Source organism: Senegalimassilia anaerobia JC110, from assembly GCF_000236865.1.
Taxonomy (GTDB): Bacteria; Actinomycetota; Coriobacteriia; order Coriobacteriales; family Eggerthellaceae; genus Senegalimassilia; species Senegalimassilia anaerobia.
On sequence record NZ_HE611016.1, the window covers coordinates 66,731 to 83,088 of the forward strand.

Genomic DNA, 16,358 nt, shown 5'->3' on the forward strand with positions numbered 1-16,358 from the left:
TAGCCGATCGATGAGTGCATCCTTTGCGTGTTGTAGTAGAGCTCGATGTATTTGAACACGTCCTGCTTCGCCTCCGGTACCGTCAACAGTTTTGCGCAAATTCAGCTAGTCGCCGGCACGGCTACTCCTTGAGCAGAGACGCGTCCAGGTATCGACGGGAGCCCCATTCGCTGTCGGCGACGTATTTCAGGCGGGCGGCAACCAGCATCAGCGCGGATTTCCCGTCGGGGAACGCGTCGGCGACGCGGGTACGCCGCCTGATCTCGCTGAGCTGATCGATGGTGTTGTTCGTGCGGATGCGCCGCCAATGCTCGCGGGCATCTCGCAGTACGTCAGCGTCTCGGCGAAGCCTTCGCGCACGACCTTTGCGGCCTCCTTCAGCCTCATCGACTCGAGCTCGGCGGCCACCGACCCCGCCTTGGCCGATGCCGCCTCGCGCGACTCCATGGCGTGGATGGCCTTGAGCATGGCCGCGACCTGCGAACGCTTCGATTTGGGGACCTTGGCCAGTGCGTTGCGGTAGAAGCGCACCGTGCAGCGCTGGTATCTGGCACTGGGGAACACCTCGGCGATCGAGCCCACCATGCCGGCGGCCTTGTCGCCGGTGAACATGCGCACGCCGCGCAGCCCTCGCGACTTCAGCCACGATAAAAAGTCTTGCCAGCACTCCTTTGACTTCGTGAAGCCCTCGGCGCAGCCGATGACCTCGCGGTAGCCGTCCTCGTTCATGCCGATGGCCACCATCACCGCCACGTTCTCGCAGGAGCCGCCCCAGCTGCGCTTCAGGTAGATGCCGTCGATGTAGACGTACGGGTATTCGCAGGTCAGAGGCCGGAATCTCCATTCGTCGACTGCCTTGAACGTCTTGTCGTTGAGGTTGGAGACCGTGCCGGCGGAAACGCCCGCGCCCCACAGGATCTCGCCGACGTCCTCGATGCGCCGCGTCGACACGCCGGCCAGGTACATCTCGATGATGGCCTCCTCCACGCTGGTCTCGCGCCTTTTGTAGCGCTCGACGACCGCGGCGGCGAAGCGCATGCCCTTGAGCATCGGCATCTTGAGCGCGACCTGGCCCGAGGTCGTGGTGAAGCCGCGTTCGCAGTGGCCGGCGCGGTAAGCGGCGCGCTCGTCGGTGCGCTCGTAGGGCCCGGCGCCGACGAGCTGGTCGGCCTCCTCGTCGAATGATACGATTGGATTGGATATGGCCTGCCTCCTAGCATGATTGAATTCGACACTCAAATCATACCGACGGCACGCGCCATGTCCTTTTTCTTTTGGACGCGTTTAGCTTTCATAGTGAGTAAAAATGCATATGCTATCCGAGCGGGATATCCGAATAGACGGTTACGGAAGCGAGCGGTATCATGACGACACTGGTTATCGTGGGCAACGGATTCGATAGGTTCCATGAGTTGCCCACAGGCTATGAAAACTACAGAGCTTTTCTTTTGAGCAATTATGCGCGCTTAGTGGATGATTTTGAGTGCTTTACCTTCCTGGACAACGATGGACCAGAGCGGTGGAGCGACGTCGAGAAAACGCTCACCTTGGCATATGAGGAATGCTTAGAAGACGCATTAGGCTCATATCCGCTCGATTTATCTGCAGACAATCCTGGTTGGAATGATCCGACTATTTGCATTGAGGGGCAGACGGGCTTCATTAACGATTTCACTGGAGAGCTGTTCTTCCGTTGGCTTCTTTCCGTGGATGTGATGCAGGCAGAGAACGAAGTGGTGTTTCCGAGCGACTCGGTTTTCGTTACATATAACTACACCACTGTTTTAGAGGACGTCTATGGCGTTTCAAAATCTCGCATCTTCCATATTCACGGATCAGTTGATGATGTGGAGAGAGATGCGCTTTTGCGAAATGATTATGGGACCGTTCCCGCGGTTGTCATTCCGGATGATTGGGATGGAATGGATGTGAAGATTGCTAGAGACGAACACAATCAATCGGAGATATCCTCGGTAATTCAGTTTGGCTCTCCATATAACGATCCGATTCAGGTTCGAAGGGATCTAGAGAAAAGGTATGGGCGTGAGGATTTCTACGGAGCAATGATCGAAACATGCGTTGCGGCTCTGGAACGTTTTTGCGAGGCCGCAAGCAAGTGCTTGTCGAGGAATTACAAGGCTTTAGAAGAGTTCGTTGGTCGGTGGAATATTGATAGGGTTGTTGTCTTCGGTCATAGTTTTGATAGCGTGGACAGGCCGTATTATGAGGACATCTTCGTTCCCTTGCTTGGCGATAGGCCATGGACTTTTATTGTCTATAGCGACAAGGGCGCACAAAAGGCGGAAGATTTTTGCTTTGAGGCTGGAATCAGCGATTTTGCATTTTTGTCGGATAAGAACAAAAGCGTGGTCGACCTGAGGAGGTCTGCTCCGGATGATTTGTGATGGCTTTTGTGCAATTGAAGCTGGGTTGTGAAGCGAGTGTTGAAAAGAGCGCGTCTTAACGCACGCCCATTGAGTCGTATAGGATTGACTGTGGGTATGGCGGTTGTTTTCCGCTGATCTCCTTGGTCGTTTTGCGACGGCGATGATTGCAATCGTCAAGTTTGCTGGCGACCGATGCGTGCGTTAGCCTGATGATGGCTCGCTCTTCGTTTTAAAAGCACGTCGTCCCCTCTATGGGGTAGTGAGCCGGTTGGCATTCCCATAGTTGTTTTGGGACTTTGCTTTCAGCCTATAATCTTGCCTTCTCCACCAAGGGCGTGATTGCTTTCGTATGGAAAACGTCAGCATCTCCAATGCCGGTTTCGCAATTGACGAATTCATAGGGTGCATAACGGATTTTATGTTGCCAATCACTTCGTTGTCGCTAGCGTTTGGGATGGGCGGATGGTTGCGACATAGGGAAGGGGTAATATTGTTATGCCAGTGACTCGCATTGCTGTTTTAAGCACGGGTTGCTTTGTTGGTATCGATAGCAGAAGCTCCGCAAGTAATACGCAGGGGGGACCATGGTAGATTTTGGCGCACTGATGAAAAGCGGAAATCGGACAGTTGAGATTGATCCTGAGTTGATTTTCGAGCAGCTTCCTAAGTCAAATCGGATTAATGATCTTTACAGCAGCCAAGCGGCAATTTTGCGCCAATGGTTTACGACTTTTCGCGACAAACGTGATATCGCTCTTGAACTCAATACTGGAGGTGGAAAAACGCTCGTCGGCCTGCTGATTGCTCTATCGACTATGCGAGAGATGAATGAAGGCGTGCTCTATTTGGTCGAGAACAAGCAGCTTGTTGATCAGGTTGTGTCTCAGGCAAAAGAGTTGAGCATACCTGCTGTGCCATATAACGGAAAGGCATCCATTAGCGCCGATTTCGATAATGGTGAAGTTATACTCGTTGGCTCGTACAAGGCTCTTTTTAATGGTTTGAGCGCATTTGGAATTAAGGGTTCAATAGATACCCAAGCGATAGGAGGTGTGATTGTTGATGACGCCCATGCATCGCTAACTGCTTTGTCTGATGCATTTTCGCTAACGATTCCGGCGGAGGATTCTGAGGATTTATATCGAGCGCTTTTACGCGAGTTTGAAGATGCGTTTATCGCGATTGGGAGACGGTCTGCTTATGACGAGCTAATGAGTGGCATTGGCGATGCTACTGTTGAGATACCGTTTTGGTACTGGATCGAGAAGGTGCAGCCGATTTCGACAATGATCCGTCAAGCGTTGATAGAGCACGGAGATTCTGATAAACGGCTTTCGAGGGAGCTAACATTTAAATGGCCACTACTGAAGGACGGATTGAAGTACTGTCAGGTAATTATTAGCAGAAGAGAAATTGTAATTGCGAGCCTTTATCCAAGAATTGACTTAATCCCATCTTTCGCTAACGCAAAACGCCGAATTTATATGTCTGCCACGATTACTGACTATGGAGATATGATTCGCGCATACGATGCTCGCCGCTTGGATAATAACTCGGTAATTGCGCCAAAAACAGTATCTGGCGTTGGAAGGCGCATGATTCTCTGCCCTCCTAATAATGTGCTCAACAGTGAGGCCTTCTGTAGTCTAATGGCTAAGACCATTGAATCGAACAGGGGAATTGTTCGTCTTTGTCCTAGCAAGGAGAGCGGGGATTCCATAGGGGGATGCGCATTTCGGTGTCCGATTGGGAGTGAAGAGGTTATCGCTACGGTGAAATCGCTTCAACAAATAATAGACACTACTCCCGTCTCGTTTGCAAATCGATATAACGGTATGGACTTTCCTGGCGATTCGTGCAGGGTTCTAATTATTCGCGATTTGCCGAAGAGCGGCAATGGGCAAGATGGGCTGATGTCCATGTATTTAGAGAAGAGCGACTTGAGAATTCAGAGAATCGCTCGAACGATTGAGCAAGGTATTGGTCGTGGCGTAAGGGGGTCGAGCGACCATTGCGTTGTGCTGCTCGAAGGTGACAAGCTGGTTGACTGGATGAAGAGAATTAGAGTTAGGCGATACTTTACCCCCGCATTAAGGGCTCAGCTTAAGATGGGGGACGCTATCGCCGAAAGCTTGTCGACGCCGGAGGATTATTGTGAAGCAATAAGACAGGAATTGGAAGATGACGAGAATTGGAAGGTCTATCATGCGGATCAGCTGGCTGCAGTTGTGCTGAGTGACGAAGATAATCGTTTTGGCTTTTCGTGTGAATGCGCCCGTGTCGAAAGGAGGGCGTTCTCATGTTGGCTTCAAGGGAATCATTGTGAAGCGATCTCTGCTCTTTATGCGCAAGCTGAAAAGTGCCAGAGTGATTCGTATTATCGTGGATGGCTGTATCACCTAGCTGCACGCATCGCGTACGATTCGGGCGATAAACGTAATGCGGACTCATTTCAAAAACGGGCACATTCGTTTAATTCGGCAATTTCATACTCGTCATTTGCTTCATGGGAATCGGTTCCTGCATGGGCCATGATGCGGGCGAAGAGAGTCAAAGCGTATATCGAAAGCAAGAATGCTCAGGCGGATCCAATTGCCTATTATGATAGGTCGATGAGTGGTCTTCGTGAAGATGCGCCGTTCCGAGACTTCGAAGAGGGCCTTAAGCTGCTCGGCCTGTTCCTTGGCTTTGAAGCCGATCGAGCTGACAAAAATGGAGTGGGCCCGGATGTATATTGGATTGAAGACGCTACGTCCGGGTTTGTAATAGAGGTGAAAAATGAGAAGGAGTCCGATACCCCCCTCCGAAAAAGCGAAGGAGGTCAACTGAGGACAGCCAAAGCGTGGCTTGAGCATGAGCGCCAAGGGATAAAGGCCGTTCCGATCTCCGTCCAGCCGTGCCCCAAGGCTGATTTGAGTGCGAGTGCTTCGGATCTCCACATTATGACCCCTTCGAATTGTATTGCGCTGAAGAACAAGGCGAGAGAGTTTATGGTTCATTTCCAAATGGAGTATTGGAGGGAAGGTGAAGGGGCGTTAGCTCAATTTCTAGTTGATAACAACTTGTCTGCGCAGTCTATCGTGGATTCATTTACCGTTTGCTTCGAGGAATAGCTTAGATGATGCGGAGATGCGAACGTATGGAGTGGTTAAGGTTCCTTGAACAGAAGGGCGTTGGTATCTCCAGCGGATCGTTATTTGGTCACTGTATATAATTTGAGTTGGTGAAGCTGCTATCTGTGAGATAGATGCTGCGCTTTATGTTGATGGTATTTTGGGATTCCGACAGCTGGAGGGTTGCTATGCCGAAGATTAAAAGTATTCGCATTGAAGGGCATCCCGCTCTTGGGAACCTCAATCTCGATTTTTGCGGGACTGATGGACGGGCAGTTGATACCGTGATTCTTGCAGGAGAGAATGGCGTGGGCAAAAGCACGGTGATGGGTCTGCTTTATAGCTTGATATCTGGTCATGCAGGCAAGCCGTTTGGAATCGCGACGATCGTGCTTGAAGAGGAAGAAGGGGCGACAGAGCTAAGTTATACCTTAGAGAATAAAGGGTATAGCTCTATGATGTACGCTTGTAACCAGTCGACCGGCGAGAGGGAATGGGTAGGCTCCGACAGTTTTACAGCCAGGCATCCTATGGCTGCCATATACTCAGATGTTGACATTAATTTCCATGCCAATAACCTTACATCAGTGACGAGCCTTACGCTCGACTCCGAGAAAGCGAGTCGTAGGTCGTCAGGCAATTTGCCAACAGAAATCAATCAGCTATTAATTGATGTTCAGGCACTAGATGATGCCGAGCTCTCAAACGCAGCCAGAAACAATCCTGACCGATGCGTTGGAGAACTTGGTGTTCAGGAGCGCATTCCGCGCTTCACCAGTGCATTCGGGATGATGTTCGACGATTTGCGTTACGATAGGATTGAGAACAGGGATGGGCATAAGGAGATTGTTTTCAGGAAATGTGGCAAAGAGATATCTATTGATGCTCTGAGTTCTGGAGAGAAGCAGGTGGTCTACCGTGGGTGCTTTCTCTTGAAAGATGCTAATGCGACCAGGGGAGCCTTTGTGTTTATAGATGAGCCCGAGATTAGTCTTCATCCTCTATGGCAGCAGAAGGTTTTGGATTATTACAAGGCGATGTTCACAGATGCCACTGGCGTGCAGACCTCTCAGATTTTTTGTGTGACGCACTCTCCGTTCGTTATCCATAGCAACCGCAGACGAGATGATAAGGTGATTGTCATGAAGCGGGCGGCTGATGGTGGAATCGAGGTTTCTGACAAGCCGGAGTATTACCGCTGCGACTCTATTGCTGCAGTCGAAGATGCGTTCTCAATCAAGAACTTCACTGCAGAGGTTCCGACCGTCTATCTCGAGGGGCCGACTGATGAAAAGTATTTCAGAAAGGCTGTAGAAGTATTTGGCTACGACGAGCGGTTAAGTTTCCACTGGATTGGGTACAACGAGAACGGGGATCCTGGAAGAGCGAAGTTTACAGGGTCCTCTGCCCTTTTGAAGGCTTATGAATTTCTATCGGCGCACAATCCACCTAAGCCAGTGGTCTTTCTGCTTGATTGCGATACGAATAAGGGTGAGAAGACGAGTGGTAATGTTCGTTATTCCACAATGTGTACGTATGGAGAGGGCAAGGGTGCTACCAAGGGAATCGAAAATGCTCTATGTCTTGACGGCGTCGATATGAATAGCTTTCTCGTGCGCAAAGAGACGCCGGCTGGATTCGGGAAAACTGACCAGCACTGGGAAATTGATAAAACAAAACTCTGCTCATTCATTTGCTCAATGGACAGCAATCAGCTGAAGACTGTTTTTGCCAATTTGGATTTGGAGATCAAAAGGATTATCCGTTTTGTTGAGTCTTGCGAATAATTGAGACTGCATGCCCCAAGTCGCTAACTGGATTGGTTGCCCAAAGAGGAAGAGGGCCCTGCAAGTTGTTGGTCATTCGTGCCATGGGCATGCAGTGCGCTAAAACGTGGGTGTCCGGGATCCGTTGGCGTGGGTGTTGGGTGAGGGTGCCGTCAAGGACCTTTCGCAAATATATCGACGTTTAGGTGGGGCCACCGGCGTTATCGCCCTACATCCTGCCCTCCTTCTCTTCGAGCAGCGATACGTCTAGGTGACGCCTGCGGCCCCACTCGTTTTCGACTATGTATTTCAGCCTGGCGGTCACCAGCATCAGCGCGGATTTCCCGTCGGGGAACGTGCCGACGACGCGGGTTCGGCGGCGGATCTTCCTGTTCAGCCGCTTGATGGCGTTGCTCGTCCTGATCCTGGTCCAATGCTGCATGGGGAGGTCGGTGTAGGCGAGCGTCTCGGCGCAGCCCTCGCGCACGACCTTGGCTGCCGCGAACAGCTTCATCCACTCGAGCGAGTCGGCCACCTCGGCCGCCTTCGCCTCCGACGCCTCGCGCGATTCCTGCGCATGGATGGCCTTGAGCATCTTGGCGACCCTCGTCCGCTTCTGCCTCGGCACCTTGCCGAACACGTTGCGGTGGAAGCGGACGGCGCGCCGCCGGTATCCCGCCTCGGGGAAAACCTCCTCGAGCGCCCCGAGCATCCCCAGCGACTTATCGCTGGTGACGAGCCTCACGCCCGACAGCCCGCGCCCGCGCAGCCACAGCAAGGTGGCGCCGCGAAGCTTGGGGGCGTCGAGCACGACCTCGCCGCTCGTGGTGACCAGCTTCCTCTTGCAATGGCCGGAACGGTACGCCTCGCGGGCGGCCGTCCTCTCGTGGCGCTTCGCCCCGACCATCTCGTCGGCTTCCTCGTCTAGCAGGGCGTTGAGCGTCTCCTGCACGGTTTTCCTCACGAGCTCGCGAAGGTCCGACTTCAACGACTCCTCGTCGATTGATACCATGTTGGCGGACATGGTTGCGATGCCTTCCTCGGTACGTTTTATGCTTGGTCGCCGAAAATCATACCGATGGCTGACGACCATGTCTTTCATTCCTAGACGTATTCGGCTTTCAATTTGCGTATGCTGCCGCGGGCAAAGTGGCTGCGGGCGTTGTCGCCGCTCGAAGCGTTTTTGAGCAGGGGATGGAGGTGCGTTCGCTGCGATACCGGGTGCGCGCCCGCGTCGGTGTTAGCGGCTGCCGCGGCCTTGTCCGCGAGCGCGCCCCTGCGGGTTCTGGGCGGTTTCGCAGGAAATGGGCGCCGATTTCGCCATGGGTCCTGGACTTCTGTGCGGTTTTCGGCGAGGTTTGTTGGCTGTCGGCTTCGCCGACCTGGGGAAACGTCGGCGTGTTGCGGCGTTTCGGGTCGGTTCAGCCTGCGAAACCGCCCAGAAGTTGCGAGTGGGGTTTGCTTGCGTTGAAGGTGGCGCGTCTAACGTGTGTTTCGGTCTGGTTGGTGCCGGTCGCGAGCATTGCGATTGCTGAGCCGCATGCATTGGTGCGTGCATTGATTCCCGGGCGCAAGCAGGGGCCGGAGGCGCGTTCAGGATGCTTGGGACGTGAGAAGTCGCCCTTCGCCAGGCGGCTGTACGCCGTGTTGCGCGATGTCCCGACCTTGCGGGGCGATCTCGGCGATTGAGTCGCCCCGCTTCCTCAGTTACTGTATTGAACGCACTTGCGACTTGCTGGATCCTTTCTCGTCTCCTTGGTGGAGTAGACGAACCGGTGCATCCTGGAGCAGCCCAGGGTGGCCGAGAACACGTTGAACTCGAACGCCTCCCCGCGCCTGCTCGTCATGCGCAGGTCCTCCTTCCAGTCGAACTGTAGCTGCCGGCCGGGAGGGGTCTCGTACCTGGGATGGGGCTCGGGCCGCCCGCCGCCGTCGAAGGCGATGTCGTGCCTGCGGCAATAGTGCGTGAAGGCGTTGTACCCGGGCATCCGCCGCTCCCCGCACTGATGCAGGAGGTATTCGTGCACGGTCTTCTTGGTGGCGCCCGGCATGGCCGTCTTCTCTGCGATCAGCGTTCTGTGGGCATCGAAGCCGCTCGGTCGGTTGCACCTGCCGTCGTCGACGTCGCCGCCTTCGTTCCAATACCGTGCGACAGTGTGCCTGTCGAGCCCATAGCGCCTGCCGATCTCGCTGAAGTTCGGCTTCAGCCCGAGCTGCCTGTACATGTTCAGCTCGCCCATGATGTTCCTCTCTTCCAATCTTGCTCCTTCCTGCCTGTTTTGCTGGGCGGGAAGAGCATATCCACGTTGGTGCGATTGGCGAAAGTACGTTGGCGCGGTTGGCGCAACTGCATTGGCGCCGTCGGCATCATGCGTTGGTGCGGATGGCGCAATTTATATTGGCATTAATACCACAGTTCATGGAGACCACGTCCAACGTGGTCATCGAGGGCTGCGCGGGCACGGGCAAGAGCTTTTTGGCCTGCTGCCTCGCGAAGCAGGCGTGCAGGATGCGCAGGAGCGCGCGGTACGTGAGGCTCCCCGACCTGCTCATGGAGCGCGACGAGCTCGCGGCCACCGAGCGGTCGGACGCGAAGATATTGAAGAAATACGCGCGGTACGAGCTCCTGCGCCTGGACGAGTGGCTCACGGAAGACGTCGACGACACCGACATAAACTTCCTGTTCGAGCTGATAGAGCGACGCTACGCGGCTAAATCCACGGTCATCTGCACGCAGTACACGCCGGCGGAGTGGCACGGCCGGCTGGGAGGCGGGGTGCAGGCCGACGCCATGGTCGACCGCCTGGCGCACGGGGCCATCCGGATCGACCTAGGCGACGTGAACGTGCGCAAGCTGCTGGCCGAGCGCAAATAGCGATACTCGCAACGCGAAACGCGTGATATGCAAACGGCGTGAGCGCCGATACGCGAACCGCGAAACATGCGGTGCTCACGCCGCGAAATAATTACCATAAGGAGCAAGGGCAGTAACAAGAAACATTAGAATATATTGCTGCTTTTCAAGACCCGCTGCCAAGCGGGTCTTGTTGTTAGAATGGTTAACAAAGGGATGCGAATTCGTGTTCCGCTTCTACGAAACACTAGCGTGTGAGGTGCGAGTTGACGTTTGATTTAATATGCTTTATTGCATATTTTGCAATTGCCTTGGTTGCTTTACCCGTTGTGAGGAAATTAGGCCCCGTTGCAATTACAAGCTATAAGCTGGAAGAGCGGTATGATTCGGACAATGGGCCCTCGAATGTGATATACCGAGTAGTATCTCCGGTGCTATGTTGCAGCTTCCTGTCACTAGCATTTTCAGCTATTTCATGCTTTTTCTTGCACGTGCAGCCTGAATACCGTTGGCTTCCCGTGCTAATGTATTGGGTGCTGATTGCTGTTAAGAAAAGCGGACTCGGCAAGCTTTCGTATCAAATAAAAATTCTTTTTCTCGAGGCGTTGCTGTCAATTACCTTGGCATTTGCCGTCGACTATTACGTTATGGGAAAGTTTGTTAACTCAGGCGTTGCCGTTTTCGACCAGTCAAATCTCGCATTTCAGCTGGAAGTTGCGCTGTTCTACGTGATTGTCCAGGTCATCGTTTCTTTAACTACACGTCGCAAATATAGGATTTGGCTAACCAACTACCAGCTCCCCAAGGACAAACGCTCTAATTCCTTCGCTTCGTATGCAAAGGTTGATATGAGCGAGAAGAACTTATTTTCTTACGAAAAGCGATTCGGACACTGCCTTCCGGAGCGTTATCAGAACGATATTCTTTTGCGGGCGGTCTTTTTCTCGATAATGGCTATTGAGGACTTTAATCGCCCGGCGGGCGTGCGCATTTTAGAAAGAATCGCTTTCCCTCTTGGCTTAGCGAAAACAACGGGCATTATGCAGCAGCAATCCGACAAAGCGCTGTCGGATGAAGGCAGTGTCGTTTTGGCAGTGAAATACATATCGAAAATGTGGGACGCGTTTCTAATAAAATATGCGCAATCCGAGAAATGCGCCCATGACGAAAGTGGAGTTTGTTTTGCTGGAGAATATTACACGTATGGCTATAAAAAACTTCGCGCCGCAATAAGCAACTCTTTTTCATTTCTGTATGGTGATTATTGCGGAACGTATGTTTTGAATGCAAACAGAGTGTTTAATGCTGTGCTTGCATTCGAAGAGCGTCGTGAATATGGACTCACGCCTGCTGTCGCTGTGGCGCAAGGAAGTCTTTGCTCGCAGCAATTAGCGTGGCTTTCTTCGGCATCTTGCTATTGGGCCGATTCAGTCACAATCGCGGCGGTTGAAAAACCGGTTGGGCAATTTACCAAGATAGCCTATGAAGCAGAAGGGGATGTTGCCAGCGCAGAGGCGATACGGAGGCTGACTGTTCGGCTGAAGAATAGCCATTTGCTCGTATATCAAGTTAGATATATAGAGCACGTCTTTGCTTCGATTGAGTGCTACGGGAGAAAAGGCTGCGAGTGCCCCACATTTGAAAGCTTCGAAATCCGCGGTAGGGGGTTGCGCGACTAATCGAGATGCCGCCGAAGTCGCTATTGAACTTTGCCATTCATCTCCGCACGAATAGGGGGTCGTTCGAATGCTACGGCCTGTCTTTGCTGTGGGAGACAAACCCAGGGAAGACGAACGATCTTGTTGCGCCTCTTCCAAGGAAGGCATGCGTTTACGCTTTAGACCAGATTCCAGAAAACCAAAGATTCAGGCGGACGTACGATGCCTCTTCGCCATGGATTACCTTGGAGAGCGACGCCCGGTTCTCGAACGATCATCCACATCGTTGGTATTAGTTTGGCATGAGGGCCTGTGACACGTTGTATTGAAAGCTGAGTGCCTACAACGATGGAGGCTAAAATACACGTGGGGGATTCGATAGCACGGTTCCATCGGATTGACTTTAGGGAACCATCCTATCGCACTTTGTATCTGGTTCCTGCAAGGTTGCGGCATACTCTTGCTTAGTGGCGCGCTATCTCCTCGTACTTGTCGGCCATGGCGGTTTCCTTTCCGTTGACGGCGTTTACCGGCATCTTGGGGTTTGTTGCAAAGCGTATGGGCCTATGCGTTGCAATTGTACGAATATTTCAGACATTCGCTACAGCGGATGTGCCTCAAGCGTCAACGACGCGGCATCTTGCTGCGACGGAACAGGGCCTAACAATAACCGTAATTGACTCTTTGTCGATTGAACGAGGTGGCTACATAGCGGCAAGCCAGGCGTCGGGGCGTCCGGAGGGGAAGAGTCGGAGAGACGCGCGGGTGGCCTCAAAGATTGATTCTCGTCGGCGATGGGTTCTCGCAACGTAAGCCCTTCTCGCGCGGCGCTGGTCGACTGCGCCAAGAGAGAACAGCGGCGAGATGCCGTCATCCGTTGGCGTGGATTAAGGGAGAGCACAGGGTGGCGATCGCCACGACCAACGATATCAGCGCAACGATTATGGCGACCCTGCTCAAGCGCTCACTTGCAATGTCGGCGCCGATGGAACTCGCGGTGGCGAGAATGTCTCTGTACGTTGAATCCCTCTCCAACAAAAGCTTGAAATTTCTGTTTGCCACGTTCTTAAACTTTCTGAGCAAGTCGACTTCCGAGTTTGATTGGTTGCCATTCTTTGAACGAAGCTCGGGGGATTCGGCCAACCTCAAGTCCTCCAGACCGTTCCATTGTCTCCAAGTTATTTCCCACAGCATGGCGGCATCATGAGACGCCTCTTTTATATCCAGGCTGTCGGTGAGCATTTCGAAGCGAAGCCCCTCTGTTTTCTTGAGGCTGTGACGCTTGTACTCCCTGCAGGCAACGTCTCTGCGCTTGGCATATAACTCCAGCATGTATTTTGAGTAATTGACCATGCAGATTTGAAGCAGGATATCCTGAACATGCTTAGCGTAGTGGTAGGCGATGGCGCGCTCCTCGTTATTCCCGTACAGTGACAGATGCTTTGCAATTGGCTTTATTGCATTTTCTATGTTTCCGACTATGCCGATAAAATCGAAATCGCTATGACGATCATCAAGGGGAATAGCTGCCAAATTTGGCATTTCTGTAGATATCCAATGGAATGTGCTGTCAAGCCCCAACGCTCGGCCAGCATCTCGATAGTCTTTGCCCATTGTCTCTTCTGTGGGGTCAAATCCTTCAAACAGGAGCAAGTCGGCAGCTGGCGTCTTGAGCTCGTTCCTCGAAAAGAACCCTTTGCAGCGCCTCTCTAGCCAATTGCGTGCCTTCTCGTACGCCTCGTTGCGTGCGAGCTGGGTAGCGTGTATGTCGCTTTCCCTGCGGCTTAATGCTCGCGGTCTCTTACCCCGCTGTTTTAGCAGGATAGGCTCGTGCTCTGCGTGCCATTCGGCATCAAGCTTTGTTCTCATCTCTTCGGTTGGCGAGAAAAAAGCCGAGATGACAGTCAGGCTCGAGCCAATCTGTATGGCATTGTATTCAACCGATTCGAACCCATGCGGGAGATCGAGGAATACGGCGTTTGGCGCAAAGCCACGGAATCCCTTGTCGACGTCATGACCCAGACGCCACCACCCGATGTTTTCTTTTGTCCGAGCCTCACGTGCCTTTTCCGAGTTGGGATTTCTGTTTAGTGCGTAAGCGTGGACGCCGTCCCAACCGCTTTTATCAAGTTGCTTAAGGAGGGTATCGCTCAGACTTGATGGGAAGAGCTCTACCAGCCAAAGACCGCCCATGCGTACCCGACAGCCGTCTGGGATTTTTATGTTCTGCTCGAATGGGGACGTATCGGAGCTGATCTGCCGCTCGTGTTCTTCGCAACTTAATACGTCATTGGCCCTTTTCCAGATTGCGTTGCTGACGGGTTTGGGTAGGATTTTCTTTCTCCATGAGCTCCCTAGCCAGAACAGGACCTTTTTCTGAGCATGGAGTCTACGACTGCGCATCATTCTCGATTCATTCCTTTTCTGCATACTCAGCTTTATGATAAAGACGTTCATGAGTGCGTCTCGTTTTCGGCCGGGTGCTGGTGATGGTGCCGTGCTTGCTTGGTCGAAAACGCTTCGAGCGGATTTAGCTACTCCGAAGAACTTCGGAGTAGCTACGAAGAACTTCGGAGTAGCTACGAAGCAGGATGGTCGTCACTTGGAATGCGGTAAAACTGCTTTGGGTCGCGGGCGCTCTTGCCCACCCATTCGAGCAGGCCCCGCTCGGCGAGCCTCTTCAGAGCCGCCGACGAGGCGCGCTTGGTAATCTGCGCACCCTCGGCCAGGACGCTCGTCGACACCGACCCGTTGGCGGCAGCGAGCTCCATGGCCTTGCGCTCGCTTTTTCCCAGGCTGTCAAGCATTGCGCCCCACGAGCCATCGTTAGTGGCGCATGCTGTTTTACCTTCGGAGTTATGGTCATCCCCCGCAACCGTGACCTGCGATCCGGGGCGCCCGAAGACGACGACGGTGCTGTTGACGGTCTGCTCGAAGCGGAACCTCACGCCGGCGGCCTTGCAGGCCTCCTTGATGCGCGGTATGCCCGTGCCGTACTGCTCGATGACGCCGGCGCGGAACAGGGTGCGCGCGATGGCGGGGTTGCGCAGGCCAAACTCGCTGGCGATGCCCGCAAGGTGCCTCTCCGGCGAGTCTCCCTCGGGAAACAGGCCCGGGCTCACGATCTGGACGGTGTCCATGAACACGTTCACCTCGACGGCCGTGCCGGTCGTGTAGTCGCGGTGGCACAGCGCGTTGGCCACCGCCTCTCGAATGGCCTCGGCTGGGATTTCGGGGATCTCCTTGCGGTACATGCCCGTCTCGCCGATGACGAACTCGCGTCTGATGTTGGACGTCACGAAGTACTCGGCGAAGTCGAGCAGCTTGAGCATGGTGCCGCACTCGCGGCGCAGGTCGAGGATCTTGGCCTTGGTGTTGCCGCCTAGAAGCCCCAGCTTCATCCTGGGGTAGGTGTCGGACCCCTCGCAGAACAGCTCCACCGCGGCGTTTCTGAGGCTGCCGTCGGGCGCGATGAGATCGAGCTTGGCCAAGGCGTCCTCCACGCCGGCGAACCCGCCTCCGACGCGCCCGGCCCTGCCGCCGCGCTCGACCAAATCGCGCACCGCTTGCTCGTCGGCGTCGGAGACGGGCCTGCCGGACGGCAGCGAGTCCCACGGGCTGCGGGCGCGCTCGCGCTTGATGACCATGGCGCTCAGCTCCGAGGCCGACAGCGCTTTGTTGGAGGTTCCCACGCGGGTGAAATAGCGCCCGTCTGCTGAGTAGGGGGCGTCGGCGCCCGAGAAGGCCACCCTGATGTAGTGCAGCCCGTTCTCGGCCTCGAGCTGTTCGACCGTCGGGAACACCGCGGGCTCGATCTTGTCGGACACCCACGACGTCACCTGGCGCAGCGTTGCGTCGCTGACATCCTGGCCGATGACATTGCCGTCGTCCTTCACGCCGAAGTAGAGTTCGCCGCGGCCGTGCTTGTTCAGCATGGCGCTGATGGCTTGCAGTGCCTCTTTATGCTCGCCAGTGGACTTCTTGAACTCGACGGTCTCGCTCTCGCTGCCCAGGTTCATCCGCGCCGCCCTTTCTGTTCGTTGCTTGTCTCGTTGGATTATACCGTGGTCGCCATGGGCGAATTCGTGGAAGCGCGTTTGCTTGCCCCTTCCGCGTTTTCATGCGCCTTAATGCCCTTTGTGAAGAATCGTCCCATTGGGAAACGGGTCCCAATGGGACGATTTTGGCATCAGGCATAGGGGAGATCGGTGCGCTCCGCGTGTTTGAGGCTATGTGCCATTTCGATTCCCTAATGCGTCCCAGGCGGCTCGAAATGCTCCATCGAAATTGCCGGCAATCCTCTCCACCTGCGCAAAATCCCCGTCCTGCCTTGCGTTTTCGTCTTGACAAAAGGGATGAGCGTCGTGGGCCCGCGCCCCGCGCTGCCGAACGAGGTAGCAACCTACAACGACTACCAGCGCCAAAGGCTGCTGGTGAAGCCCGGCATGACCTGCTACTGGCAAACCCGTCGCAACCGCGACTCGATCACCTTCGACGAGTGGGTCGATTTGGATTTGTGGCAACGCTGCTAATTCACCGAATGCATGACTATATAACACGTCTTGGCTATCAACAGCCTT

The 16,358-nt window shown here is 54.1% G+C and carries 10 protein-coding genes and 1 pseudogene; 6 read left to right on the top strand and 5 right to left on the bottom strand.

Annotated features, from left to right (window positions below; all coding sequences use genetic code 11):
- Window positions 1–121 precede the first annotated feature (121 nt).
- Window positions 122–1,212 (bottom strand): annotated as a pseudogene (locus tag SFHG_RS06545) (IS256 family transposase); the annotation flags it as partial.
- Window positions 1,213–1,364: 152 nt separating this feature from the next.
- Here SFHG_RS06545 and SFHG_RS06550 point away from each other — a divergent pair.
- The 3 genes from SFHG_RS06550 (at window position 1,365) to SFHG_RS06560 (ending at window position 7,287) form a co-directional block, all read left to right on the top strand.
- Entirely contained in the window at window positions 1,365–2,405 is a 1,041-nt protein-coding gene (locus tag SFHG_RS06550) for an AbiH family protein (protein WP_042435481.1), read from the top strand.
- A gap of 566 nt (window positions 2,406–2,971) precedes the next feature.
- Complete coding sequence (locus tag SFHG_RS06555) at window positions 2,972–5,500, top strand: DEAD/DEAH box helicase (protein WP_042435484.1); 2,529 nt, start codon at window positions 2,972–2,974, stop codon at window positions 5,498–5,500.
- A gap of 188 nt (window positions 5,501–5,688) precedes the next feature.
- The gene (locus SFHG_RS06560) at window positions 5,689–7,287 is read left to right on the top strand and encodes an AAA family ATPase (RefSeq protein ID WP_162096562.1); all 1,599 of its coding nucleotides are present in this window, start codon (window positions 5,689–5,691) and stop codon (window positions 7,285–7,287) included.
- 208 nt (window positions 7,288–7,495) lie between these two features.
- Here the strand turns inward: SFHG_RS06560 and SFHG_RS06565 are convergent, their stop codons facing one another.
- Both SFHG_RS06565 and SFHG_RS06570 read right to left on the bottom strand, forming a co-directional pair.
- The gene (locus tag SFHG_RS06565; RefSeq protein WP_081468981.1) at window positions 7,496–8,290 is read right to left on the bottom strand and encodes a transposase; all 795 of its coding nucleotides are present in this window, start codon (window positions 8,288–8,290) and stop codon (window positions 7,496–7,498) included.
- Between the two features lie 679 nt (window positions 8,291–8,969).
- Window positions 8,970–9,524, bottom strand: coding sequence for a transposase (locus tag SFHG_RS06570; protein WP_052297834.1), 555 nt, complete (start codon window positions 9,522–9,524; stop codon window positions 8,970–8,972).
- Between the two features lie 140 nt (window positions 9,525–9,664).
- Here SFHG_RS06570 and SFHG_RS06575 point away from each other — a divergent pair, with 140 nt between their 5' ends.
- Window positions 9,665–10,141: an ATP-binding protein gene (locus SFHG_RS06575; RefSeq protein WP_222859227.1), complete on the top strand. Its 477-nt coding sequence runs from the start codon at window positions 9,665–9,667 to the stop codon at window positions 10,139–10,141.
- A gap of 245 nt (window positions 10,142–10,386) precedes the next feature.
- Window positions 10,387–11,799 carry a hypothetical protein gene (locus SFHG_RS06580; protein WP_148514797.1) on the top strand — a complete coding sequence of 471 codons (1,413 nt, stop codon included), beginning with the start codon at window positions 10,387–10,389 and terminating at the stop codon, window positions 11,797–11,799.
- Window positions 11,800–12,648: 849 nt separating this feature from the next.
- Here SFHG_RS06580 and SFHG_RS06585 read toward each other — a convergent pair.
- Together SFHG_RS06585 and SFHG_RS06590 are read right to left on the bottom strand one after the other, a co-directional pair.
- Complete coding sequence (locus SFHG_RS06585) at window positions 12,649–14,235, bottom strand: hypothetical protein (protein ID WP_042435492.1); 1,587 nt, start codon at window positions 14,233–14,235, stop codon at window positions 12,649–12,651.
- Between the two features lie 122 nt (window positions 14,236–14,357).
- Window positions 14,358–15,797 carry an RNA-binding domain-containing protein gene (locus SFHG_RS06590; RefSeq protein WP_042435494.1) on the bottom strand — a complete coding sequence of 480 codons (1,440 nt, stop codon included), beginning with the start codon at window positions 15,795–15,797 and terminating at the stop codon, window positions 14,358–14,360.
- Between the two features lie 324 nt (window positions 15,798–16,121).
- Here SFHG_RS06590 and SFHG_RS10425 point away from each other — a divergent pair, with 324 nt between their 5' ends.
- Window positions 16,122–16,310: a sugar transferase gene (locus tag SFHG_RS10425; protein ID WP_262362179.1), complete on the top strand. Its 189-nt coding sequence runs from the start codon at window positions 16,122–16,124 to the stop codon at window positions 16,308–16,310.
- Window positions 16,311–16,358: the final 48 nt, after the last annotated feature.